Source organism: Dyella flagellata, from assembly GCF_030160275.1.
GTDB classification, from domain to species: domain Bacteria; phylum Pseudomonadota; class Gammaproteobacteria; order Xanthomonadales; family Rhodanobacteraceae; genus Dyella_B; species Dyella_B flagellata.
In genome coordinates, this window is record NZ_BSOA01000047.1 from 82,571 (window position 1) to 107,957 (window position 25,387).

General features: G+C 61.7%; 21 protein-coding genes. 19 read left to right on the forward strand and 2 right to left on the reverse strand.

Features of this window, described 5'->3' with window-relative positions; translation table 11 throughout:
• The first annotated feature begins 144 nt into the window (after window positions 1-144).
• The 18 genes from bamA (at window position 145) to tilS (ending at window position 22,883) form a co-directional block, all read left to right on the forward strand.
• Window positions 145-2,574 carry an outer membrane protein assembly factor BamA gene (gene bamA / locus QQJ96_RS18590; RefSeq protein ID WP_284333526.1) on the forward strand — a complete coding sequence of 810 codons (2,430 nt, stop codon included), beginning with the start codon at window positions 145-147 and terminating at the stop codon, window positions 2,572-2,574.
• A 128-nt stretch (window positions 2,575-2,702) separates the two neighbouring features.
• Window positions 2,703-3,563: a hypothetical protein gene (locus QQJ96_RS18595; protein WP_284333527.1), complete on the forward strand. Its 861-nt coding sequence runs from the start codon at window positions 2,703-2,705 to the stop codon at window positions 3,561-3,563.
• Between the two features lie 105 nt (window positions 3,564-3,668).
• Window positions 3,669-4,508, forward strand: coding sequence for a hypothetical protein (locus tag QQJ96_RS18600; protein ID WP_284333528.1), 840 nt, complete (start codon window positions 3,669-3,671; stop codon window positions 4,506-4,508).
• A gap of 442 nt (window positions 4,509-4,950) precedes the next feature.
• The gene (gene lpxD / locus QQJ96_RS18605) at window positions 4,951-5,973 is read left to right on the forward strand and encodes a UDP-3-O-(3-hydroxymyristoyl)glucosamine N-acyltransferase (protein ID WP_284333529.1); all 1,023 of its coding nucleotides are present in this window, start codon (window positions 4,951-4,953) and stop codon (window positions 5,971-5,973) included.
• Window positions 5,973-6,446: a 3-hydroxyacyl-ACP dehydratase FabZ gene (fabZ, locus tag QQJ96_RS18610; RefSeq protein ID WP_284333579.1), complete on the forward strand. Its 474-nt coding sequence runs from the start codon at window positions 5,973-5,975 to the stop codon at window positions 6,444-6,446. Before lpxD ends, fabZ begins: the two co-directional genes overlap by 1 nt.
• Window positions 6,443-7,216, forward strand: coding sequence for an acyl-ACP--UDP-N-acetylglucosamine O-acyltransferase (gene lpxA, locus QQJ96_RS18615; RefSeq protein ID WP_284333530.1), 774 nt, complete (start codon window positions 6,443-6,445; stop codon window positions 7,214-7,216). Before fabZ ends, lpxA begins: the two co-directional genes overlap by 4 nt.
• Window positions 7,217-7,237: 21 nt before the next feature.
• Window positions 7,238-8,440, forward strand: a complete 1,203-nt coding sequence (gene lpxB / locus QQJ96_RS18620; RefSeq protein WP_284333531.1) for a lipid-A-disaccharide synthase — start codon at window positions 7,238-7,240, stop codon at window positions 8,438-8,440.
• A complete protein-coding gene (rnhB, locus tag QQJ96_RS18625) occupies window positions 8,430-9,083 on the forward strand; it encodes a ribonuclease HII (protein ID WP_284333532.1) in 654 nt (217 codons plus the stop codon). Before lpxB ends, rnhB begins: the two co-directional genes overlap by 11 nt.
• Before the next feature lie 214 nt (window positions 9,084-9,297).
• On the forward strand, window positions 9,298-9,492 hold the full coding sequence (locus QQJ96_RS18630; protein ID WP_284333533.1) for a hypothetical protein: 195 nt from the start codon (window positions 9,298-9,300) through the stop codon (window positions 9,490-9,492).
• Window positions 9,493-9,647: 155 nt separating this feature from the next.
• Window positions 9,648-13,193, forward strand: coding sequence for a DNA polymerase III subunit alpha (gene dnaE / locus QQJ96_RS18635; protein ID WP_284333534.1), 3,546 nt, complete (start codon window positions 9,648-9,650; stop codon window positions 13,191-13,193).
• Window positions 13,194-13,297: 104 nt separating this feature from the next.
• Window positions 13,298-13,714, forward strand: a complete 417-nt coding sequence (locus tag QQJ96_RS18640) for a response regulator (RefSeq protein ID WP_284333535.1) — start codon at window positions 13,298-13,300, stop codon at window positions 13,712-13,714.
• A gap of 64 nt (window positions 13,715-13,778) precedes the next feature.
• Window positions 13,779-16,751 (forward strand): ATP-binding protein, encoded by a 2,973-nt coding sequence (locus QQJ96_RS18645; protein WP_284333536.1) that lies wholly within the window; start codon window positions 13,779-13,781, stop codon window positions 16,749-16,751.
• Window positions 16,752-16,805: 54 nt separating this feature from the next.
• The gene (locus tag QQJ96_RS18650) at window positions 16,806-17,561 is read left to right on the forward strand and encodes a Mut7-C RNAse domain-containing protein (RefSeq protein ID WP_284333537.1); all 756 of its coding nucleotides are present in this window, start codon (window positions 16,806-16,808) and stop codon (window positions 17,559-17,561) included.
• A 220-nt stretch (window positions 17,562-17,781) separates the two neighbouring features.
• Window positions 17,782-18,738, forward strand: coding sequence for an acetyl-CoA carboxylase carboxyltransferase subunit alpha (locus tag QQJ96_RS18655; protein ID WP_284333538.1), 957 nt, complete (start codon window positions 17,782-17,784; stop codon window positions 18,736-18,738).
• An 11-nt stretch (window positions 18,739-18,749) separates the two neighbouring features.
• Window positions 18,750-19,136 (forward strand): VOC family protein, encoded by a 387-nt coding sequence (locus QQJ96_RS18660; RefSeq protein ID WP_284333539.1) that lies wholly within the window; start codon window positions 18,750-18,752, stop codon window positions 19,134-19,136.
• A gap of 135 nt (window positions 19,137-19,271) precedes the next feature.
• Entirely contained in the window at window positions 19,272-20,765 is a 1,494-nt protein-coding gene (locus tag QQJ96_RS18665) for an adenosine deaminase family protein (protein ID WP_284333540.1), read from the forward strand.
• Between the two features lie 71 nt (window positions 20,766-20,836).
• Window positions 20,837-21,586, forward strand: coding sequence for an NYN domain-containing protein (locus tag QQJ96_RS18670; protein WP_284333541.1), 750 nt, complete (start codon window positions 20,837-20,839; stop codon window positions 21,584-21,586).
• Between the two features lie 4 nt (window positions 21,587-21,590).
• Window positions 21,591-22,883 (forward strand): tRNA lysidine(34) synthetase TilS, encoded by a 1,293-nt coding sequence (gene tilS / locus QQJ96_RS18675; RefSeq protein WP_284333542.1) that lies wholly within the window; start codon window positions 21,591-21,593, stop codon window positions 22,881-22,883.
• Window positions 22,884-22,892: 9 nt separating this feature from the next.
• On the opposite strand, the gene QQJ96_RS18680 is transcribed toward tilS, so the two are convergent.
• The gene (locus tag QQJ96_RS18680) at window positions 22,893-24,188 is read right to left on the reverse strand and encodes an MFS transporter (RefSeq protein ID WP_284333543.1); all 1,296 of its coding nucleotides are present in this window, start codon (window positions 24,186-24,188) and stop codon (window positions 22,893-22,895) included.
• 212 nt (window positions 24,189-24,400) lie between these two features.
• Between QQJ96_RS18680 and QQJ96_RS18685 the strand changes: the two genes are divergently transcribed.
• On the forward strand, window positions 24,401-24,658 hold the full coding sequence (locus tag QQJ96_RS18685) for an exodeoxyribonuclease VII small subunit (protein WP_284333544.1): 258 nt from the start codon (window positions 24,401-24,403) through the stop codon (window positions 24,656-24,658).
• Between the two features lie 175 nt (window positions 24,659-24,833).
• On the opposite strand, the gene QQJ96_RS18690 is transcribed toward QQJ96_RS18685, so the two are convergent.
• Entirely contained in the window at window positions 24,834-25,268 is a 435-nt protein-coding gene (locus QQJ96_RS18690) for a DUF4870 domain-containing protein (protein WP_284333545.1), read from the reverse strand.
• Window positions 25,269-25,387: the final 119 nt, after the last annotated feature.

Consider the following 25,387-nt stretch of genomic DNA (forward strand, 5'->3'; position numbering starts at 1 on the left):
CCTGTGCGGCATCCGGCGTTTTTTCGCCGGCTGCGCCGGCGCAGGTGGGGAACACACTTAAGGCTGGCATGATGCCGGTTTTGAAAAAAATGCAGCGGGGCGGCCGCATGGCCGCCCCGTCCGAATAACACAACGGAATCGACGATGAAGCGTATCGCCGCCCTGATCCTGCTTGCCTCCCTTTCGACCGGCGCGTTCGCGCTGGAACCCTTCGTCGTCTCCGACATCCGTATCGAGGGCCTCAATCGCATCTCCGCAGGTACGGTTTTCAACTACCTGCAGATCAACAAGGGCGACCGGCTCACCAGCGAGGAAGCCCAGCAAGCGATCCGCGCCTTGTATGGCACCAAATTCTTCAGCGACGTGGAGCTGGAGCGCGACGGCAACATCCTGGTGATCAAGGTGACCGAACGCCCGTCGATCGCCAAGCTGACGATCCGCGGCAACAGCGACATCAAGACCGACGACCTGAAGAAGGGCCTGAAGGACATCGGTCTGTCCGAAGGCGAAACCTTCGACCGCCTGGCGCTGGACCGCGTACAGCAGGAACTGATCCGCCAGTACTACAACCGCGGCAAGTACAACGTCTCGGTGTCGCCGCACGTGACGACACTGGATCGCAACCGCGTTTCGGTCGACATCGAAATCCGCGAAGGCAAGGTCGCCAAGGTGAAGGAAGTGAACATCGTCGGCAATACGGCGTTCACCGACAAGGAAATCGAAGACAACTTCGAAACCGGCACCACCAACTTGCTGTCGTGGTACTCCAAGAACGACCAGTATTCCCAGGACAAGCTGTCGGGCGACCTGAAAAAGCTGCAGTCCTACTACATGGACCGCGGCTACGCCGACTTCGGCATCGACTCCACCCAGGTGACCATTGCGCCGGACAAGCGCGCGATGTACATCGCCGCCGACGTGACCCAGGGCGACATCTACCACATCTCAGGCACGCACCTGCTCGGCCAGCTCATCCTGCCCGAAGACACGCTGCGCAAGCTGGTTTTCGTGAAGGACGGCGACCTGTTCAATCGCCGCGCGATCGAGGCAACCTCCGATTCGATCAAGGCACTGCTGGCGAACATCGGCTACGCCTTCGCCAAGGTCAATTCGGTGCCCAAGCTCGACAAGCAGAACAAGACGGTGGACGTCACCTGGTATATCCAGCCGGGCCCGCGCGTCTATGTTCGCCGCGTGATCTTCCAGGGCAACACGCGCACGGAAGACGACGTGCTGCGGCGTGAAATGCGCCAGCTCGAAGGCTCGTGGTATTCGCAGGCGGCGATCGACCGCTCGAAGATCCGCCTGCAACAGCTGGGCTACTTCAAGACCGTCACCATCGACAAGCAGACCGTCCCCGGCAGCGACGACGAAGTCGACTTGACGGCGAAGGTGGAGGAGCAGTCCGCCGGCAGCCTGACCTTCGGCGTGGGCTATTCGCAGTATTCGGGCATCATCCTGTCCGCTTCGGTGTCGCAGAACAACTTCCTCGGCACCGGCGATCACTTCACCATCGGCGCGCAGCGCAGCGACTACCTTACCTCGGTCAACGCGGGCTACCTCAACCCATACCTGACCGACAACGGCATCAGCATCGGCTATAACGCGACCTTTTCGAAGGCCGATTACAGCAGCCTGGGCAATCAGTACGCCAGCTACTCGAACAGCACCAAATCGTTCTCCACCACCCTGGGCATCCCGATCACCGATTTCGACCGCCTGAGCGGCAGCCTCGGTATCGGCAGCACCAAGCTCAACACCTACGTCGGCTACACGCCGCAGGTGCTGGTCGACTACATCAATGCGCTGGGCCATGAAACCATCCACAGCTGGACCGGCTCGCTGGGCTGGGTGCATGACACGCGCAACTCGTACTGGGCGCCCACCCACGGCGGCTCGATCAGCGCGGGCGTGAACGTGGCGCTGCCGGGTTCCACCGTGCAGTACTGGACCTTCAACGCCGAGGCCAATCATTACTGGCCCATGTGGAAGGGCTTTGTGCTGTACCTGGACGGCAAGGTCGCTTACGGTGACACCTACGGCAACAAGACCTTCAAGAACACCACGACCGACTACGATCCAGCCACCGGCGTGGGCTACAAAGCCGGCGACAAAGTCACCTATCCGTTCTGGCAGAATTTCTATGCTGGCGGCGTGACCGACCTGCGCGGCTTCCAGGACAACACCCTGGGCCCGCGTGCTTGTGCAGGCGACGTCAACGGCGCGCCCATCCAGCCCAACCGCAACGGCTTCTGCCCTGGCAGCGCCTATAGTTATGCACAGCCTATCGGTGGTGCCTTCAAGGTGCTGGGCACGGCGGAACTGTACTTGCCGCTACCGTTCCTGAAGGACATCAACACCGCGCGCGTGTCGCTGTTCCTCGACGTCGGCCAGGCCTACAAGGACGTGCAGAGCTTCAGCGCCAAGCAGCTTGACGCATCCGCCGGCGTGTCCCTGCACTGGCAGGCGCCGATCGGTCCGCTGATCATCAGCCTGGGCGTTCCGTTCCGCAAACAGCCGGGCGACAGCCAGTACGCTGAACGCATCCAGTTCACTTTCGGCAGCCAGTTTTAAGCTACAAACCCTTCAAGTCGAAACCTACAGAAAGCGTGGCAATGCCACGCTTTCTTTTTTATCGCTATTTTTTAGACGATACCCCTCAAGGCAACCGATTGCCTTGCGACCCTTAGGGAGGGCTTGTCGTGAAAACGAAACTTCTAGTCTTCAGCACGCTAATATTGTGGACCTGCCAGGCTTTTGCAGGCCTACTCAATGCAGGACAAGGATTGTCTGCAGGAGAAATGCTTTATTCAAACAACGGAAATTACTTCGCGGTCATGCAGGGTGATGGAAACTTTGTAGTCTATACATCGGCAGGCAAAGCGCTTTGGTCCACTAATACGATCGGGTCAGGAGCCGACTGGGCCGTTATGCAAGAAGATGGCAATTTCGTTCTTTACAATAAATCGCAAGGAAGAGCCATCTGGTCCTCAAACACTGCGTACAACAAACCAGCCTACGCTGCAATTACTGACTATGGTCAATGGATTGTTTTCAGGGTCGACCCTATCTGGTCCTCCAATACTTCTGATCATAGCAACCCAGTAGGTGCAAACGCCGCAGTCATCGGTCCAGATGGATATTTGGATAAAGAAAAAGTATTTAGTGCAGGAAAATATAATTTCGTTTTCCAGGCTGACGGAAATCTAGTGTTATATAGCCCGTTAGGTGCAACATGGTCTTCGGCGACCACAGGAAGAGCAAAGTTTGCGTATCTCCAAATGGGTGTCGTATTTTTTCACGATAAAAATGGCAGTATATATTTAAGCATCCCTACGCTTTCAGCGTCACAAATGTCCAATTACACCATCACCGAACAGAGATCTACATATTTAGCCCTTCAGGCTGACGGCAATTTGGTTACATATACTCCAAAAAGAGTATTCGTCTCCTACTCTCCGTATGCCCCACCCGACGGTCATCAAAGCAAAGGACCAAGCTGTTATGGCCCACCTGACGCCTGTTTCGGCTCAACGTTGCCGATATACAAATACACTTGGTAGCTTAGCTTATTAGGCGGCTGAACAACCAGATCCAGATCGCCTAAAACGTTTACATCGGCGCACATACCGTCATGGCCGGCAATGCCGGTGTGCTCAGCCATCTGAATGGCCGACCGGATTGCCATTGCCGCCAAGAGCTTGGTGACTCATTCGATTCGGGAGGCTTGCGAGTCCAGTTCACCTTCGGCAGCCAGTTTTAAGCTACAAACCCTTCAGTTCGACGCCTACAGAAAGCGTGGCAATGCCACGCTTTCTTTTTTTATCGCTGCGGCCAGGATGGAAGCGCTCAACGGGCCATCGCTGAAATCAGCCAAAGGGGCGTTCAAAATGACCGTTAAAGCAAGAGCCATGCTTGTCCTGATAGGGATAGGCCTAAGCACGTGTGTATCGCCAGCCTATGCTGCCGAATATTCAGACAGCCCCGATCAAAGCACCACTGGCGATATCAAGGCCGACATTTTCGTAGAAAACTTTGCCTGGGTAAGCAATACCATTTATTTATGGGCCAACCACGTTGCCATCGATAAACCGGAAGAGGATTTCTGTGATCCCGCCGACCCCGATCCCGACTGCAAGGATCCACTGGGGCGTGGATATACCGTTGATTCAAGCTATCTGAATCTCAATCAAAGCCATACTTTCAAGATCGATCGAAGTCGCCTGTACCTGGGAGATATCACCCTGGAAGCCGAACTCGTAGTATCAACCCCCAGCCAGGCCGACTGTACGCAAACTACACAGGCCACGTCGTACATATATATCGTTTCGACAGATTCTTTTGAACAATGCACGGCAAATACCCATGTGAGGTATCTGAGACAGTACTTTTATTTGAACGCTGCTTATCCTGGAAAACAAGCTTTAAATAATCTTGACGATTTTACGATATATAACGAAATTGAAGAGCATGGCACCGTATTTTATGCCTACTGGAAGCTTGACTAATAATAAATCAAGCCAAAGCCATCACCAGCTTCCCCATAGCCGGATACCGCCTTTGACGCCTTATACGCAGGCACCCGTTTGCGGTGAGGAAGCGGGAGGCTTTCATACATGGCCATCCGTATCACAAACCATATCTCGCCTTTTCCACCTGTCCGCCAACGGCATCTAAAAGCTGACGAGCAAGCGACATCGATACCTCAGTAGCGCTCATCCCCTACAACGCGAGCCCTTTTGGGGGAGATGACCGTCCGAGCGTGCCGCGCGCCGCCCCAGGCTTGGATTGCCATCCCAGCCGGCAACACAGCCCAAACCGCTATCCCCCACGACACAAGCTGCTCGCCCAGGGAAGCCGTACCGGATGGGCGGCATGAGGCAGGCCATCTCTCAGGTACCCCGGGCAAGGGCGAACCCCTACAATGCGCGGATCACCCTGGAGCCTTGGATGAGCACGACCCGATACAGCGTTGCCCAACTTGCCGAGCGCTTCGCCCTGGAATTTCGTGGCGACGGAACGCGCGTCATTGACGGCGTCGGCACGCTTGCCGGGGCGGGCCCTTCCCAACTCAGCTTTCTCTCCAACAGCAAGTACGCCGGGCAACTGGCCGCCACGCATGCAGGCGTGGTCGTATTGAACCGTGAGGCCGCCGAAAACTGCCCTACCGCTGCATTGATTGCCCGCGATCCCTATGTAGCTTATGCGCATATCGCCGCCCTGTTCGAACGCTTGCCGGCAGCAACGCCCGGTGCGCATCCCAGCGCAGTGATAGCGCCGAGCGCGCGTGTAAGCCCATCCGCCAGCGTCGGCCCGCACTGCGTCATTGAAGAGGGCGCGGTGGTGGAAGAGGGTGCCGTGCTGGGCTCGCATTGCATCATCGGCCAGGATTGCGTCGTCGGCGCACAATCGCGCCTGGTTGCCCGGGTAACCCTGGTCAAGCGCGTCACGCTCGGCAAGCGCGTGCTGGTGCATCCAGGGGCAGTCATCGGATCGGACGGTTTCGGCCTGGCTTTCGATCGCGATCACTGGGTAAAGCTGCCGCAGCTGGGCGGTGTGCGCATTGGCGACGACTGTGAAATCGGCGCCAACACCACCATCGACTGCGGCGCGCTCGAGGATACCGTGCTGGAAGAGGACGTGCGGCTGGACAACCAGATCCAGATCGCTCACAACGTTTACATCGGCGCGCATACCGCCATGGCCGGCTGCGCCGCCGTGGCCGGCAGTGCCAAAATCGGCCGTTATTGCATGATCGGCGGCAACGCCGGCGTGTTGGGCCATCTTGAGGTGGCCGACCGGGTTACCATTACCGCCAAGAGCCTGGTGACTCATTCGATTCGGGAGGCTGGCGAGTATTCCTCCGGGGTGCCGCTGCAGGAGAACCGACAGTGGCGCCGCAATGCTGCGCGCTTCAAGCACCTGGACGAGTACGCGCGCCGATTGTCGGCGCTGGAAAAGGATAAGAAATGATGACTGACAACACTACCCCGATCACGCTACCGGTGGGCGTGGAGCGAATTCGGGAACTGCTGCCGCACCGCTACCCGTTCCTGCTGGTGGACCGCGTAATCGAGATCGTGCCCGAACAGAGCGTGGTGACGCTGAAGAACGTCACCATCAACGAACCGTTTTTCGACGGCCACTTCCCCGGCCATCCGGTCATGCCCGGGGTACTGATCGTGGAAGCCATGGCGCAGTCGGCAGGCCTGCTTACGCAGATCAGTGCAAGCCTGAAGGGCGGTTCGCCCAGCCCGCTGTTTTATCTGGCCAAGGTCGACAACGCGCGTTTCAACGCGCCGGTCGTGCCAGGCGATCAGCTGCGCATGGAAGTGAAACTCAAGCGTCTGCTGCGCAGCATGGGTCTGTTCGAGGCACGCACGCTGGTGGATGGCCGCGAAGTAGCGAGCTGCGAGCTGCTATGCGCCGCGAGGTCGGAGAAATGATCCATCCCACCGCGCAAATCGACCCGTCGGCCGTCATCGGCGCCAATGTCAGCATTGGTGCCTTTACAGTCATCGGCGCGGAGGTTCAGATCGACGACGGCACGGTGATCGGACCGCACGTGGTGATCCAGGGCCCCACCCGGATCGGCCGCGACAACCGCATTGCGCAATTCGCCTCGCTGGGCGGCGATCCGCAGGACATGAAGTTCAACGGCGAACGTACCGAGCTGGTGATCGGCGATCGCAACCTGATCCGCGAATTCACTACCATCAACCGCGGCACCGGCGATGGCGGCGGCGTCACCCGCATCGGCAACGACAACTGGCTGCTGGCGTATGTGCACGTAGCTCACGATTGCAACGTCGGCAACCACACCATTTTTTCCAACTATTCGGCCTTGGCTGGCCATGTCGAAGTGGGGGACTGGACGGTGTTTTCCGGCTACTCCGGCGCGCACCAGTTCTGCAAGATCGGCGCCCACGCCTTCATCGCCATGGGCTGCCTGCTCGGCGCCGACGTGCCGCCGTTCCTGATGATGGCCAACGACCAGGCCGGCCGCCCGCGCGGGCTCAACACCACCGGCCTGAAGCGCCGCGGCTTCGAGCCGGATCGCATCACCGCCATCAAGCGCGCCTACCGCACGCTCTACACCTCGGGCCTGTCGCTGGCCGAGGCGCGCGAGCAGTTGGTGGCGCAAGCCCAGGAGAGCGAGGACGTGCGGGCGATGCTGGATTTCCTGGATCGCAGCGAACGCGGTTTGGCTCGCTAACCGCCGTGCATCGCGCAGATCATGCCCACTGACGCCGCAGCCCCGCTGATCGCGTTGATCGCCGGCGAAGACTCCGGCGATCAACTCGGCGCGGATCTCATCACGGCGCTGCGCAAGCACTATCCTGACGCACGCTTCGTCGGCATCGGCGGCCGCCGCATGCAAGAACACGGTTTCGAATCCTGGTACGACATCCGCGAACTGTCGCTGTTCGGTTTTGCGGAAGTCATCAGCCATTTGCCGCGCCTGCTGCGGCTGCGCAAGGAACTGATGGCGCGCCTGCTTGCCGCCAAGCCCGCCATCGTCGTCGGCATCGACGCGCCTGATTTCAATCTCGGCCTTGAACGCCGCTTGAAGCAGGCAGGCCTGCGTACCGTGCATTACGTGAGCCCGTCGATCTGGGCCTGGCGCGAGAAGCGTGCGGACAAGATCGGCCAAAGCGTGCATCGCGTACTGTGCCTGTTTCCGATGGAGCCGCCGATCTATGCGCGCCACGGCATCGATGCGCGCTTCGTCGGCCATCCGCTGGCCGATCGCTTTCCGCTGGTTTCCGATCGCGTACCGGCACGCCGTGCGCTGCAATTGCCGCTGGACGTCCCGGTGCTCGCGCTACTGCCCGGCAGCCGCCACTCCGAGCTGGAGCGCATGGGCAACACCTTCCTGGAAGCCGCCCAACGCATAGCCGCCGCGATGCCTGGCTTGCGCGTGGTGATTCCAGCCGCCAATTCGCGCGCCCTGGCCACGCTCCAAGGCATGCTCGCGCGTGGGCCGCGCGATGACTCCGCCCCCATCCTGGTCGACGGCCATGCGCACGAGGCCATGCTGGCGGCCGACGTGGTGTTGCTGGCTTCGGGTACGGCAACGCTGGAAACCATGCTTGCCAAACGTCCCATGGTGGTGGGCTATCGCGTATCGCCGCTGAGCTATCGCATCGCGCGCCTGTTCAACATGCTCAAGACCGATGTGTATGCGCTGCCCAACATCCTTGCCCGCGCCTGCGGCATGGGCAAGGACACGCTGCTGGCACCCGAACTGATGCAGGACGACTTCACGGCGGAAAAACTGACGCAGGCCACGCTGCAACTGTTCCGCGACAGCGAGCGGCGCGGCGCCATCGTTGCCGCCTTCGAACAACTGCACGAAGCCTTGCGCGGCCATCTGCCGGGCCATGCCGGTGACCATGCTGCTGCGGCCATCGTTGAATTGCTCGGCCATGGACGATAAGCACAAGCCGAACACTCTGCCCTCCTCGCAGGACAGAGGGGGCAAGCGCGAAAAGCGCGTCAGTCAACATGTCGCCGGCGTGGACGAGGCCGGTCGTGGCCCGCTGGCCGGGCCAGTAGTCGTTGCCGCCGTCATCCTCGATGCGCAGCATCCCATCGACGGCCTGAACGACTCCAAGAAACTGAGCGAGACAAGACGCGAAGAACTTTTCCCGCTGATCTTGGAACGCGCGCTGGCCTATAGCGTGGTGGTGGTCGAGCGCGAGGAAATCGATCGCATCAATATCTTCCAGGCCACCATGGCCGGCATGACACGGGCGGTGCTAGGCCTGACGCCGGCCGCGGCCGAAGCACTGATCGACGGCAACAAGCTGCCCAAGGACCTGCCCTGCCCCGCCCGCGCCATCGTCAACGGTGATGCGCTGGAGCCGGCGATCAGCGCCGCGTCGATCCTCGCCAAGGTCAGTCGCGATCGACTGATGATCGCAATGGATGCGCAATTCCCGGGCTACGGTTTTGCCGTGCACAAGGGCTATCCCACGCCGGGCCACCTGGCCGCACTGCAACGGCTAGGCCCCTGCGCCGAGCACCGTCGCAGCTTCGCACCGGTCAAGCTGCTGTTGGACCAAGGGCGGCTTTTCTGAACGCAAGCGCGGCCCTTGGTTCTGCCGGTGCGATGTTCATCTCTCTATGCAACCTTACCTATTGCTCGCGCATCCGAGCAGGTATAGGAATGGAGTTGCAAAGCTGCTGCGCCGGCATGCGAAAAGCGACGTAGCGATCGTCCCGCATGGACGCGCCACAGTCGTCCGGTGCCCCTACCAACCCATCAGACACCGGACTTTCGAGGAGGGTGTCATGATGCTTTCCTTCCGCCGGCGCCAAAAACCGAAGACCGCCAAGCAGCGCTCAGCGAAGGCCGCCGAGCCGCAGCCGGATGTCGCCAAACTGCAACTACAGCATTTGGACTACGACTTGCAGCCGCTGAGCGTGGAAAGCCTTTCCCATTACATCGAGCCGATCGTCGAAGACGAGCGGTTCCGGGTGCACTGATCTGAACGCAGGGAACAGGGATCGGATCACGGGGAACGTAAAGCTTGCGATAAACGTGAAGTTCCCTGTTCCCCACTCCCCGTTCCCAGCTCTTGTCAATGCTTGCTCGCACCCCAACGGCTCGCTAGGCTGAGCCATTACTTCGCGTGCGCGCCATGTCCGTCCGTTTCGCTCACCTGCATCTGCACAGCGAATATTCGCTGGTCGATTCGACCATCCGCATCAAGGCGCTGGTGGCTGCCAGCGTGCAGGCCGGCGCGCCTGCCGTGGCGCTCACCGACGAATGCAACATGTTCGCCCTGGTGAAGTTCTACAAGGCGTGCAGCGCGGCAGGCATCAAGCCGATCGGCGGCTGCGACCTGTGGATCAGCTCCCCCGACGATCCGCGCCCCTGGCGCATGACCGTGCTGTGCCAGAACCGCGACGGCTATCTCAACCTGTCCCGCCTCGTCTCGCGCGCCTGGCGCGAAGGCCAGCAAGGCGGCCGCGCGCTGGTCGACGCCACCTGGCTCACGCCCGATGCGACGGCCGGCTTGATCGCGCTGCTGGGCCGCGAAAGCGAGGTCGCGCGCATCGCCGTCAATCAGGGAGCGGATGCCGCTACGCCACGCCTGCATCCGCTGGCGCAGCTGTTCCCGGATCGCCTGTACCTGGAGCTCACCCGTTGCGGCCGCGAAGGCGAAGAAGCCTGGAACAACGCCGCACTCGCCTTGGCCGGTGCACTGGATCTGCCGGTCCTCGCCAGCAACGACGTGCGCTTCCTGAAGCAGGACGACTTCGAAGCCCACGAGGCACGCGTGTGCATTCACCAGGGCCGCGTGCTGGCTGACCCGAAGCGGCCGCGCGACTACAGCGACCAGCAATACCTGAAAACGCCCGAGCAGATGGCCGAGTTGTTCGCGGACATCCCCGAAGCCTTGGAAAACACGGTCGAACTGGCCAAACGCTGCAACCTGGAGCTTTCCTTCGGCACCTATTACCTGCCGAATTTCCCGGTGCCCGAAGGCCATGACCTGGCCAGCTACATCCGCGAGATCGCGCGCGAGGGCCTCCAGGAACGCCTTGCGCATGCCCCACTGGCAGCCGGCCACACGCTGGCCGATTACCAGGCGCGGCTGGAACGCGAGCTGGACGTGATCGTCAAGATGGGCTTTCCCGGCTACTTCCTGATCGTGGCCGACTTCATCAACTGGGGGAAGCAAAACGGCATTCCGGTCGGGCCGGGACGCGGTTCGGGCGCCGGCTCGCTGGTGGCATGGGTGCTGAAAATCACCGACCTGGATCCGCTGCAGTTCAACCTGCTGTTCGAACGCTTCTTGAATCCAGAACGTATTTCGATGCCGGACTTCGACATCGACTTCTGCATGGATCGGCGCGACGAAGTGATCGACTACGTGGCGCGCAAATACGGCCGCGACCACGTCAGCCAGATCATCACCTACGGCTCAATGGCGGCGAAGGCGGTGCTGCGCGATTCCGGTCGCGTGCTCGGCATGGGCTACAACGCGGTCGACAAGATCGCCAAGCTGATTCCGCCGCGCCCGCTCGACCTGACCCTGTCGTGCGTGCTGGGCCGCTCCGAGAAAGCGCAGAAAGAGCCCGATCGCGTGGTGAAGGAGTTCTGCGAACTCTACGAGCAGGACGAAGAAGCCAAATCGCTGATCGACCTGGCGCTGAAGCTGGAAAGCCTCACCCGCAACGCCGGCAAGCACGCCGGTGGCGTGGTGATCGGCCCGAAACCGCTGACTGAGTTCGCGCCGCTGTACTGTGAACCAGGCGGCGCCGGCGTGGTGACGCAATACGACAAGGACGATGTGGAAGCAGTCGGCCTGGTGAAGTTCGACTTCCTTGGGCTTCGCACACTGACCATCATCGATTGGGCGGTGAAGGCGATCAATGCGCGCCGGGCGAAGACCGGCGAAGAACCGCTGGACATTGCAGCGCTGCAGCTGGACGACGTACCCACCTACGAGTTGTTGAAACGCGCGCAAACCGTCGCAGTGTTCCAGCTCGAATCCTCCGGCATGCAACGCATGCTCAAGGATGCGAAACCCGACCGCTTCGAGGACATCATCGCGCTGGTGGCGTTGTACCGCCCCGGCCCGATGGACCTGATCCCCAGCTTCGTCGCGCGTAAGCACGGGCGCGAGGACGTGATCTATCCCGATCCGCGCGTCGAGCCGATCCTGAAAGAGACCTACGGCATCATGGTCTACCAGGAGCAGGTGATGCAGATGGCGCAGATCGTCGGCGGCTACTCGCTCGGCGGCGCCGACCTGCTGCGCCGCGCGATGGGCAAGAAGAAAGTCGAGGAAATGGCGAAGGAGCGCGCCAAGTTCCGCGAAGGCGCGGCCAAGGACGGACTGAGCGGCGAGAAAGCCGACGCCATCTTCGACGACATGGAAAAGTTCGCCGGTTACGGCTTCAACAAGTCGCACGCTGCCGCCTATGCCGTGGTGTCGTATCAGACTGCGTGGCTGAAAGCGCACTACCCCGCCGAGTTCATGGCCGCGACCATCTCCTCGGACATGGACAACACCGACAAGGTGGTGATCTTTCTCAACGAATCGCGTGCCATCAACCTTGAGATCCTGCCTCCCGATGTGAACGCTTCGGAGTTCATGTTCGAGGCGGTCGAATCCAGGGTGGTCCGCTACGGCCTGGGTGCGATCAAGGGAGTCGGCCAGGGCGCCTGCGAAGCCATCGCCGACGAGCGCAAGCAAGGCGGCCCGTACAAGGACCTGGCCGACTTCTGTCGCCGCGTCGACCCGACCAAGCTCAACCGGCGCGTGCTGGAGGCATTGATCCACTCCGGCTCGCTGGACGCCCTGGCGCCCACCCGTGCCAGCCTGATGCTGCAGCTGCCGGATGCCATTAAGGCGGCGGAGCAGCACCTGCGCGACCGCCAGTCGGGCCAGAACGACATGTTTGGCGCGATGGTAGGTGCGGTGGCGCCGGTGGTACAGGTGGACCTGCCGACGGCGCCCGAATGGCCGCTGGAACAGAAGCTGCAGTACGAGCGCGAAACGCTCGGCCATTACCTGTCCGGCCATCCCACCGATCCCTGGCGCGAGGAACTGGCCCAGCTCTCCAGTTGCCCGCTGGGCGAGATCGTCGACCGCTACCAGCCGCCGCGCCCGCGCAAGAACGATGGCGATGACAACCGCTTCCGCCGTGGCCCCGATACGCCATGGACAGTGGCCGGCATGGTCGTAGCCGTGCGCAAGCGTGGCGACAGCGACGCCTTCGTACGCCTGGAAGACGGCACCGGCATCATCGAGGTGAGCTTCTTTGGCGAGTTGTACCAGCAGGTCGCTCCACTGCTCACCCGTGACGAACTGCTGGTGGTGGAAGGCGGGTTGCGCATCGACGAATTCTCCGGCGGCGGCTTCCAGCTGCGTGCCCGCAGCGCCATGTCATTGGCCGACGCCTGCCGCCGTTTTGCACGCTTGCTGCGGGTCAAGGTGAACGGCATCAACCCCGATTTCATCGCGCCCTTCCGCCAGGCCCTCGCCGGCCACCGTGGCGGCAACGCCAGCGTCATCCTCAACGGCTACCGCAACACCAGCGCCCAGGCCGACCTGGAGCTGGGGCAGGAATGGAAGGTACATGCCATTCCCGAGCTGCTGCGTACGCTGCGCGGCATGCCTGGCGTACTGGACGCCAGTGTACGTATCGTCAAGACTGGTAACGGCGATTAGGATTAGCGCGTAGGCTGGGATGGCAATCCCAGCCTACGCCGCCAGATGTGCCTAAAATGCGGTGACGGTAGGGGAATGGATCAGAGCATTCCCAGGGGAGCCAAATGAGCACGGGTGCACCGGATATCCTGCTGATCGACGACAGCCCCACCACGGCTGACCTGTTCAAGTACGCGCTGCGCGCCAACAAGTCCCAAACCACCGTCCAGGCCGTGCACGATAGCGAGGCCGCGCTGGAAATGTTGCTCGGCGGCAACCCGACCAGCCCGACTGCGCTACCGCAATTGATCTTGCTCGATATGCATCTGCCTAGGGTGGATGGGCTGGAAGTGCTGGCGCAATTGCGCGCCGATGAACGGACCCGGCAGATACCGGTGCTCATCTACAGTGGCGCCGATGCCGAAGCGGTGGAAGCCGAAGTCATGCACCATGGCGCCAGCGGCTACCTCTGCAAACCCGCCGAATTCAGGGAGATCTGCGCGATGATCAAACGGATTGAACAGCAGTGGCTAAAACGGTGAACTGATTCAAAGTATCCATCGCTGCATAAGCTCAAGGGTACACAGCCATATCACCTTACTCGGTATGAGCAATAAGTCATCTGCGAGCACTGGGTCGGACCTGTTCGTCGATGGCGGCGAGATGGGTGCGCTGATGCGCGCCACCGACTGGTCCAAGACCAGGCTTGGTCCCGTCGAAAACTGGCCGAGCAGCCTGAAGACCATGCTCGGCGTGGTGCTCGGCAGCCGGTTTCCCATGATGATCTGGTGGGGCTCCGAACTGCTGCAGCTGTATAACGACGCCTACCGCCCCATCCTGCGCCACAAGCATCCTGCTTCTTTGGCTCAACCCGGCGCGCAATGCTGGGCTGAAGTATGGGACGAGGCCGGGCCGCTGGTGCGAAGCATCCAGGAAGGCCGTCCCGCGACCTGGATGGAAGACTGGCAGCTGTTCATCAGCAGTGACGAGATGGCCGAGGAAACGTATTTCACGTCCTCTTACAGCCCTGTTCGAGGTGACGATGGCAGCGTTGCGGGTGTGCTGAACACCGTGCAGGAAACAACGGTGAAAGTGCAAAGCGAACGCCAGATCCGCATGTTGCACGACCTGGCCAGGCGCGTAGCCGACGCCAAGTCCGAGCACGAAGCCTGTCTGATCGCCGTGGACGTACTGGCCGCCAACGCGCTGGATCTACCCTTCGTGCTGGTGTACGGCATGGACCAGTCGGCACAAAGCGCAACGCTTGTCGCCTCTCATGGCTGGAAGCAGATCGACGGCCAACCGGTGGCTGCCCAAGTCCCCATCAACGACCAGGCCAATACCCAGGACTGGCCCTTTGCCGCCGTCATGCAATCCGCGCAGGAAGTCACCGTTGACAATCTCTCCGCCCGATTCGGTCCCATGCCCATGGGTCGATGGAACGCGCGAACGGAACAGGCGATCGTGCTTCCCCTGTACGGTACGGGCCAAGCTGCTCCCTCCGCGTTTTTCGTTGCCGGGATCAGTCCGCACCGGAAGCTGGATGAACGCTATCGCGCGTTCTTTCTCGCTACCGCCGATCAAGTGGCCAATGCCATGGTCAAGGCGCGTGCGCTGGAGGAGGAAAAACTGCGTGCCGAAGCGCTGGCTGAGATCGACCGGGCCAAGACCGCCTTCTTCAGCAATGTCAGCCACGAATTCCGGACTCCGCTTACGCTCATTCTCGGCTCGATTGAAGACACGCTCGCCCGGCACAAGCCCTTGGGCGGCGATGAGCTGGACATGGTCCATCGCAACGGCATCCGGCTGCTTCGCCTGGTCAACAGCCTGCTGGACTTCACCCGTATCGAGGCCGGGCGTCTCCCATTGTCCTTCGTGCCCACGGATCTTTCGCGGTCGACGAGCGAATTGGCCAGCGCGTTCGATTCACTCGTCGAACAGGCCGACATGCGGCTGATCATTCACTGTCCGCCTCTGCCCGAGCCGGTCTACGTCGATCCGGCGCAATGGGAGAAGATCGTACTCAACCTGGTCTCGAACGCATTCAAGTTCACCCTGAAGGGCGAGATCGAAGTCTCCCTGCATTGGCATGGCACGTACGCCCAATTGCGGGTACGCGATACCGGAGTGGGCATTCCTGCTCACGAACTGCCGTATATCTTCGATCGTTTTCATCGCGTCGAGCATTCGCAGGGCCGTAGCTTCGAAGGCAGTGGACTGGGTCTGGCGATGGTGCAGGACCTCGTCAATCTGCATGGAGGAACCGTGCACGCCGCAAGCGTCGAAGGCGAAGGAACCACCTTCTTTGTCGCCGTTCCAGCCGGCACCGCTCATTTGCCGGCCGACCGTATCGTTCAAACACCTGTCGCAGCCACGCGACCGACCAGCGCCTCGGCCCTCGTCCTGGAGGCAGCCCAATGGAGTGCATCGAGCCATCGAAGCGGCATTCCAGCCGCGCCCCCGTCCGGCCGCGCCATCGACTCAAAAATGGACCGGCAAGCTGTGTCCGCGGCAGGTCGCATCCTGCTTGCAGACGACAACCGCGACATGCGCGAATACCTGCTCCGGTTGCTGCGTCCCTTTTGGGAGGTGGAGGCAGTCGGCGACGGACGGACGGCCCTGGCAAGCGCCTTGCACCACCCCCCGGACCTGATCCTCAGCGACGTCATGATGCCGGGCCTGGATGGCTTCGCCTTGCTGCGGGCGCTGCGCGCGGAAAGCAGAACCAGCACCATCCCCGTGATCCTGCTGTCTGCTCGTGCCGGCGAAGAAGCGATGCTGGAAGGGCTCGATTACGGCGCGGATGACTACCTGGCCAAACCATTCACTACGCAAGAGCTCATCGCCCGCGTGCGCACCCACTTGACCATGGCTGCCACGCGCAACGCCTTGAATGAGGAACTTGTGCGTGCCAATCGGGAACTGGAAGCCTTCAGCCATTCGGTAGCACACGATCTGCGTACGCCCTTGAACAGCATCGATGGTTTCACCAGCATCCTGCTCATGCAGCAAGGCGAAACGCTCGATATAGAAGCGCGCAGGCTGCTGGAAGATGTGCTGCAGGCTGCCAAGGGCATGCGCCAGATGATTGACGACCTGCTTACGCTTGCACGCGTTGGGCGCGCTGAACTTCGACGGGATACAGTTGATCTGAGCGATCTAACCCGGAAGGTCATAGACGTGCTGCAACGCCAGGAGCCCGGTCGACGAATACAGTTCAAGCTGATGCCGGGACTCACCACCGAAGGCGACCCCGGCCTGCTGCGCACGGCGCTCGACAATCTCATCGGCAATGCCTGGAAATACAGCAGCAAGCGGCAGGAATCCGTCATCGAGTTCGGCGCGACCAAGGCAAACGGCGAAGTGGCCTATTACGTGCGCGACAACGGTGCCGGCTTCGACATGAAATACGCCCACAAGCTGTTCGCTGCGTTCCAGCGCTTGCACAGCGAAAAGGAATTCCCCGGCACCGGCATCGGCCTCGCCACCGTCCACCGCATCATCAGCCGGCATGGCGGGCGGATCTGGGCGGATGCGGCGGAGGGCCAAGGGGCGACTTTCTACTTCACCTTGCCTTAGGCTGGCTTTGCGTACGCTCGGATCAGCACACGCGCCTCCTCGACCGCAACAACCATGGTCACGGCAAGTTTCCGCTTCTATGAAGAACTGAACGATTTCCTCGCACCCGCCCTGCGCCGGCGCGAGTTCCGGCAGCGCTGCGCACGTGCAGCGACCACCAAACACATGATCGAAGCGCTCGGCGTACCGCATACCGAAGTCGAGCTGGTGCTGGTCAACGGCCAGTCCACCGGTTTCAGCCAGATTTTGCGCGACGGCGATCGCGTGGCGGTGTACCCCAAATTCGAAACACTGGACATCACGCCGCTATTGCGAGTGCGTGCGCAGCCATTGCGCGTCACCCGCTTCGTGGCCGATGCGCATTTGGGTGGCCTGGCGCGCTTGCTGCGCATGTGCGGCTTCGACACCCTGTACGACAATCACTTCCAGGACGAGCGCATCGTGGAAATATCGCTGGAGCAAGAGCGCATCATCCTTACTCGTGACCGGGAACTGCTCAAGCGGCGCGAAGTCACGCATGGATGCTTTGTCCATGCGCTCAAGTCGCCGCAGCAACTGCGTGAAGTCGTCACGCGACTGGACCTTGCTGCCAGCGCCCGGCCGTTCTCGCTATGCCTGCAATGCAATGTCCCTCTGCACGATATCGACATGGCAGCAGTGCGGCGACGCGTTCCGGCAAGCGTGCTGCAACGCCAGGATCGCTTCGTCGCTTGTGATCGATGCCACCGCGTGTACTGGGGCGGCTCGCACTGGCGGCACATGCGGGATTTTTTGCGGACAAGCGCCGGCATTGGCGTCAGGGATGCGTAGTTCCCCCTGTCGGGCCGGTAGGCTTCCCCTGGCCCTCCCCCCGGATCGAGGCCGGGACTGGGTTTACCGCGCGTACCGGCTGGAGCAAGACCCGCCAGGGCGTACTGCGGCCCCTTGTCGCCCGGCATGACCTGGCATTCCTGGCCCCATACGCCGCCGTTCCCGCCCCGTCACGGACCCCGGGTATACTGGCCCGCTTCTGCGCCACGTAAGTGACCGAATGAACCCCAATTTCCTCGATTTCGAACAACCGATTGCCGAGCTGGAGGCCAAGATCGAGGAGCTGCGGCATGCCAGCTCCAGCCAGGCGTTCAACATCGACGAGGAAGTCGGCCGCCTGCGCGAGAAGCTCAAGCTCAAGACGGCAGATATCTTCCGCACCCTCACCCCCTGGCAAGTCACCCAGCTCTCGCGCCACCCCGCCCGCCCCTATACGCTCGATTACATCGGCGTGATGTGCGAGGAGTTCCACGAGCTGGCCGGCGATCGCACCTATGCCGACGATGCAGCCATCGTCGGTGGACTGGGTCGCATCAACGGGCGCTCGGTGATGATCATCGGCCACCAGAAGGCGCGCGATACCAAGGGCAAGATTCGCCGCAACTTCGGCATGCCGCGCCCCGAGGGCTACCGCAAGGCGCTCAGGCTGATGAAGCTCGCCGAGCGCTTCAAAATTCCGCTGCTTACCCTGATCGATACGCCAGGCGCGTATCCGGGCGTCGGCGCCGAGGAACGCGGCCAGAGCGAAGCCATCGCTCGCAATCTGCTGGAGATGGCCGAGCTGAAGGTGCCGGTTATCTGCACCGTCATCGGTGAAGGCGGTTCCGGTGGCGCGCTGGCGATCGGCGTGGGCGACCGCACGATCATGCTGCAGTACTCCACCTACTCGGTCATCTCTCCCGAGGGCTGTGCCTCCATTCTGTGGAAGAGCGCGGACAAGGCCAAAGACGCGGCGGAAGCCTTGGGCTTGATTGCTCCGCGGCTGCTGGAGCTGGGCCTGATCGACAAGGTGGTGCGCGAACCGCTGGGCGGCGCCCACCGCAACCCGCAATCGATGGCGGTGCGCCTGAAAGCCGTGCTGCTCAACGAGCTGGATAAACTCCAAGCCGTTCCGCTGCCGGATTTGCTTGAGCAGCGCTACCGTCGCCTGCGCAACTACGGCGCGTATACCGAGTAAGGGCTTGCGCTATGGCGGGTGTGCAAGGCATTGACCACGTCAACCTCAGCGCACCCGCCGAGCTGCTGGAACGAGTGCGTAACTTCTACGTGGACATCATCGGCCTGCACGAGGGGCCTCGTCCCACGTTCCGTTCCGGTTCGCGAGGCTACTGGCTGTATGCCGGCGCCGAGCCAGTCATGCATCTGACCTCGCGCGGCGGTGGCGAAGCGATCGCACAAGGCACCGGCTGGCTGGACCACATCGCCTTCGCCTGCACCGGTCTTCCCGCCATGCGCGCCAAGCTGGATGCCGCCGGCGTCTCCTATCGCGTCGACGTGGTGGACATGCCGCCGCAGGTACAAGTGTTCCTGACCGACCCCGCTGGTGTCGGAGTGGAATTGAATTTCCGCAGCTGAGCGATCCCTTGCAAGCGCCGGCCAGGAATAGCTGGCGGCCTTTCGGGTTTTGCTGAAGAATCGCCTGACACTCACTCACGCGGTGCTTCCATGCAGGCCCACTCCCTTTTGCGCTGCGCCATCCTGGCAGCGGCCATGACATGTGTCGCCCAGGTTTCGGCGCAGGCCGTCCCGCTGCGCGCCGATGCCGCCGAGACGCGTACGGCCAGAGCTTTCGAGACTGCGCGCCAACAAGGCCCGCTCGCCCTGCATGCCTTTCTTGTGGCCATGCCCAAGGGTGGCGACTTGCACAATCATCTCAGCGGTGCGGTGTACGCCGAATCGTGGGTTGCCCAGGCTGCCACCGATGGCCTATGCGTGGACATTGCCACCTCGAGCCTGGTCGACAAGCACGACGCCAGCGCTCCCAATTGCGGGAATGGCAGACGGCCTGCCGCCGACGCGTTGGGCGACCAGCATTTCTACGACACGCTGGTGGATGCATTCTCCATGCGCAGCTTCGTGCCTGCCAACGGCCACTCGGGCCATGACCAGTTCTTTGAGACCTTCGGCCGCTTGCAGGCCGTCACCCCGCAGCAGCACATGGGCGACTGGCTCAACGAAGTAAGTACTCGCGCCGCTGCGCAAAACGAGCAATACCTGGAATTGATGGTGACGCCGCCCTTCGCGCATGCCAGGGAGCTGGCCCGTACTCTGGGCTGGCAAGCCGACTTCGAGCGCATGCGCCAGCAGTTGCTTGAGCATGGCTTGAAGGACGAGCTGACCGCCGACGAGCAATTGCTCACCCAGGCGCTGGCCGCGCGGGAACGTTTACAGCATTGCGGCAGTGCCCGCGCCGATGCGGCCTGCGCAGTGCGAATTCACTTCCTTTATCAGGTTTTACGCGGAGCCGCACCCGAGCGCGTGTTTGCGCAAACGCTGCTCGGCTTTGAACTGGCTTCGGTCGATTCGCGCTGGGTCGGCATCAATTTTGTGATGCCTGAAGATGGCTATCTGTCGATGCGTGACTACAGCTTGCAGATGCGCATGCTCGACTACCTTCATCGCCTTTACCCGAAGGTGCATATCAGCCTGCATGCGGGAGAACTGGCGCCTGGATTGGTGCCGCCCGACGGCCTGCGCTTCCACATCCGCCAGGCGGTGGAAGTGGGCCATGCCGAACGCATCGGCCACGGTGTCGACGTGATGTATGAAGATCGCCCCGAAGAACTGCTGGATGAAATGGCCGCGCGCCATGTACTGGTCGAGGTCAACCTCACCAGCAACGACGTGATCCTCGGCGTGCGCGGCGCCGATCATCCGCTGCCGATGTACTTGCAGCACGGGGTGCCGGTCGCGCTATCCACCGATGATGAAGGCGTCTCGCGCATCGATCTTACGCATGAATACGCGCGCGCCGCCGAAGACTTCCACCTCGACTATCCCAGCTTGAAGCAGTTCGCGCGCAACAGCCTCAGCTACAGCTTCCTGCCCGGCGAGAGCCTGTGGATGTCTACGGCCTGCCAGGGCCAGTCGCCGGGCGGCAGCCAGCCTGGCGCCGCTTGCCGGCGTTTGTTGAGTTCCAGCGAAAAAGCCGCGGCCCAATGGGAACTGGAGCGTCGCCTGAAGGCCTTCGAGGAGGCCCACTGAACAACAGGTAGACCGACTGAGTGCCGATCTGAGGCACACTTAGCCGGTCTTCCCACGCGCAGGAGGCCGCCATGGCCAGCGACAGCATCAAGCTCGCCGTCCTGATCGATGCCGACAACACCCAGCCGGCCATCGCGGACGGATTGCTGGCCGAGGTGGCCAAATACGGCACCGCCCACGTGAAGCGCGCCTACGGTGATTGGACCGGCAATCAGTTGAAGAGCTGGAAGGAGCAATTGCTCACGCAATCGATCCAGCCGATCCAGCAGTTCAGCTACACCAGCGGCAAGAACGCCACTGACTCGGCCATGATCATCGATGCGATGGATCTGCTTTATTCCGGCCGCTTCGACGGTTTCTGCATCGTCTCCAGCGACAGCGACTTCACCCGGCTGGCGGCGCGCATCCGCGAATCGGGCCTGATCGTCTACGGCTTCGGCGAACGCAAGACACCCCATCCGTTCGTCGCCGCTTGCGACAAGTTCATCTACACCGAAATCCTCGCCGCCAAGCCGGATGAAGAACAGCCGCTGCAGCCGCGCTCGCCGGCGCAATTGAAGAAGGACACTGGCCTGATCAACTTGCTGCGCAACGCCATCGATGCAGCGTCCGACGACGAAGGCTGGGCAGGCCTGGGCGGCGTGGGTTCGATCATTACCAAGCAGCGACCGAATTTCGATTCGCGCAGTTTCGGTTACGGCAAGTTGAGCGACCTGATCGCGGCGATCGACCTGTTCGAGCTGGATCGGCGCAGTCCGGGCGAAGGTCGTCCCAAGGCGATCTATGTGCGCAACAAGAAGAAAGCGGTGGCGCGTGGCTGAGCGCGTGTCCTTATCCGATTTCCTGCGGCAGGCGTTGTACGAGCATCCTGATGGGCAGCTCTGCGTCGCCTACAGCGGCGGCCCCGATTCCACCGCACTGCTGCATGCTTTGGCGCATCTTCCCGCAGCGCGTACGCGCGACTTGCGAGCCATCCACGTGGATCATGGCCTGCACGCGCAAAGCGCTCGCTGGGCTGCCCATTGCCGTGCGTTCAGTGCCGCGCTGGGACTCGCCTGCGACGTGCACGTCGCGAAAGTGGACCGCTCCGGCGGTATCGGCCTGGAGGCCGCCGCGCGGCATGCGCGCTATGCCATCTTCGCCGAGCACCTGCACGCGCATGAGCGGCTGATCTTCGGCCATCATCAGGATGATCAGGCGGAAACCGTACTGTTGAAACTGCTGCGCGGTGCCGGGCCGGAAGGATTGGCCGGCATGCGTGCGGAACGTCCAGTCGGCCCTGGCTTGGCATGGCGGCCGTTGCTCGATGTGCCGCGCCAGGTATTGCGCGACTACGTCCAGGCGCACGACCTGCCCTGCATCCACGACCCTTCGAACGACGACCGCCAGCTGGCCCGCAATCATCTGCGCCATGAAGTAATGCCGCTGCTTAAGGCACTTTGGCCGCAAGCAACGATATCCATCACGCACAGCGCTGCACTGTGCCGCATGGCCGCCAATACTTTGCAGCAGGATTGGCTTGCCGCCTTCGAAAACTTGCGCGACGACGCCAGCAATAGCCTCGATGCAGGCGGCTGGCTCAAGCTGCCTTCCGCGTTGCGTAATCCGCTGCTGGCGCATTGGCTGCATGCACAAGGTTTATCGGCACCTACCACGGCGCAGCGTCAGCAGATTGAACGGCAATGCACGGCACAGGAGGGTCAGTTGCCATGCATCCGATGGCCAGGTGCCGAAGTACACGTGTGGAAGAACCGCTTATGGGCTTTGGCCCCTGGCAACCAACCATCGCCGCCGGATGAAATGGCGTGGCAAGGTGAGCCGTTGATGCTCCCCGATGGCGGCTCATTGACCCTGGAGCCTAGTGCGCGGTTGGCTACCGCGCTCAACGTGCGCTGGCGTAGCGGAGGCGAGCGCATCAAGCCGGCCGGCGACCGCCATACCCGCGACCTGCGCGCGCTATTCCAGAGCGGCGCCATTCCGCCGTGGCAACGGGATTTTTGTCCACTGCTTTATGAAGGCGATCAGCTTATTGCGGTGGCTGATCGCTGGTTGAGCGCACGCGCCGAAACGATCTTCCGTGAAGCACGAGCCCGGCCGCGCTGGCGGCCGGGCCGTTAATTATCCGGCTCAAGATTCCTGGCTGATTTTGCTTTCCAGCGCCGCCGCAGGAGCCGCGGCAATCGCGCCCATCACCCGGCGATTGACGAAATACATCAGCACGAACGAGGCCAGCGTAGTGCAGACCAGGATGTTGCCGAGGGTATCGAAGTGCATCAGCCTGCCGTCATTGAGCTGTACCACCACCATGCCGCCCAGCATGGCGGCGAGACCGCCCGACATCTGCTGCAGCGACGAGCTGATCGACATGTACGCGCCGCGGTCGGCCGGCTTGGGCAAGCCGGACATCAAGGCCGACGAGGAAATCATGCGCGAGAAGATGCCGATCTGCAGGAACGCGCTCACCACGATCAAGGTCCATAGCGGCACATTGGAAAGCCGGGTATAGATCAGCACCATCACGACCGTCACCGCGCAGCCAAACGCGAATACGCGGAACTTGCCGAAAGTGTCGCTGGCCCGTCCGAGCAACGGCCCCATCACTGCCGACACCAGGCCCGTGATCAGATACACCACGGACAGCATCTCGATCGGAATGCCGACGTTGTGCACCACGAACAAGGTGGAATAAGGCATCAGCATGAAGCCGCCCATGGTCAGCAACGCCGTGGTGGCGAAGCCGATCAGGTAGGAGCGGGTGGTCAAGGTATGCAGCAGATGATGCAGCGGGTTCTTGTCCGGACGCAGCGCCAGATGCGCATTGACCGGACGCAGGCGCCCGATGATCGAACCGCCTACGACCGTGCACACCACCACGATCAGGAAGAACGGCGAATTCCAGCCCCAACGGCTGGACATCCACAGGCTCAAGGGTAAGCCCAGCACGGTGCTCGCCGCGAACGCCGACTGGATGAAACCCATCACCCGTCCACGCATGGCAAGCGGGAACAGGTCGGTGACGATGGCCATCGACGACGCCCCCACCACGCCGGCAAACAGACCGGTCACCATGCGCGCCAGCAGCAACAGCGTATAGGTGTGGGCGAGTGCGCAGAACAAGGTGCCAAGCATGAAGCCGGCATAGAACACCAGCAGGATCTTTTTCCGATCGAAGCGATCGGCAAAGCCCGCCGCAAGAATGCCCGAGACACCCGCGGCAAAGGCGTAAGCCGAAACCACCCGGCCGAATTGCTCGGGCGTGATGTGCAAGGCCGGCACCACCAGAGCCCCCAAGGGAGCCAGCAGCATGAAGTCCAGCACGATGGTGAATTGCAGGAAAGCCAGCACGGCCACCACGAATTTCTGATACCCGGAAAAGCCCATGCCGCCCGGTTGGGCGGCAGGCGCGGACGCAATCGTCGTCACAAAAACTCCTAAGGCGAGCCTTCCCTCGGCTCACTCGGGTTTGGGGGAGGCTGGCAGAATAGTATTTCGATATATCGAAATCAAGCCCTGGGAACTATCACTGCTGACAAATCGGGATATCCGCGCGGCCTACTGTGCAAACGTCTCATTGGGTCACAGCGGCTCGCTGTAACGATTGATTCCGCGCTAACGCTGCGCTAGCGTTGCCCGCCATGGCCAAGCCCACTCCCGCCCCCGCTGAAACGCCTCCGGTCGCCGACTTCGAGCACTCGCTCGACGAGCTCGAACAACTCGTGGCGCGCATGGAAGGCGGCGAAATGAGCCTGGACGAATCGCTCAGCGCCTTCGAACGCGGGATCGGCCTTTACCGCCACTGCCAGCAGGCGCTCGACCAGGCCGAGCTGCGGGTGCGCCTGCTGCTCGATCCGGATGCGCCGGACCAAGCCGAGCCGTTTGCACCGGAAGCCTGATGACCGTCATTCCCGCGAAAGCGGATCAGCGAGGCAGGACGCCGTAGCTAACGCCGAAGGCGGCCCGAAGGGCGGATTGCCGGAGCAATCCGTCAACCCATTTTGCTCTAATGCACCTTTGCAAATGGATTCCCGCGTTCGCGGGAATGACGTCCGTAATGGGGTCGATTGCCGCTCACTTGATCAAGCGCAGTGCAAACGGGTAGCGGTAACGCACGCCTTCGTTGGCTTTCACGCCAGCGATGATGGTCAGCACCAGCCACCCAATGCCAATGATCGCCCACAGCGGAATCGCGATGATCAGGCCAATCCCGAAAGTAATCGCCGACAGTACTACCAGTACCAAGGTAGCGATCGCCACGGAAATATTGAAATTCAGCGCTTCCTTGGCCTGATCGGCGACAAAGGGCATGGTGTCCTTCTTCACCAGCCAGATCACAAGCGGCCCGATGAAGCACCCCCAGCCAGCACCCAACGAGGCGGTAAACAAGGCGCCCAGCAGTGCAGACAAATGCGCGAACATGGCCCAGGTACGCTCTTCAGCGGGAACATCGCCACCGATGGGCTCACTCGGTGGTGGCGGTACAACGGACTCGGGCGGAACGCTCATAGGCATCTCCTTTCAAGTCGTGCAAACACCGGCCGATGCCGGTACGAGGCATCCTAGCAGGGTGTCCAGGAACTTGCTGCGCGGCTTTAAGGATGCCCTGATCTATTCCACGCACCCGT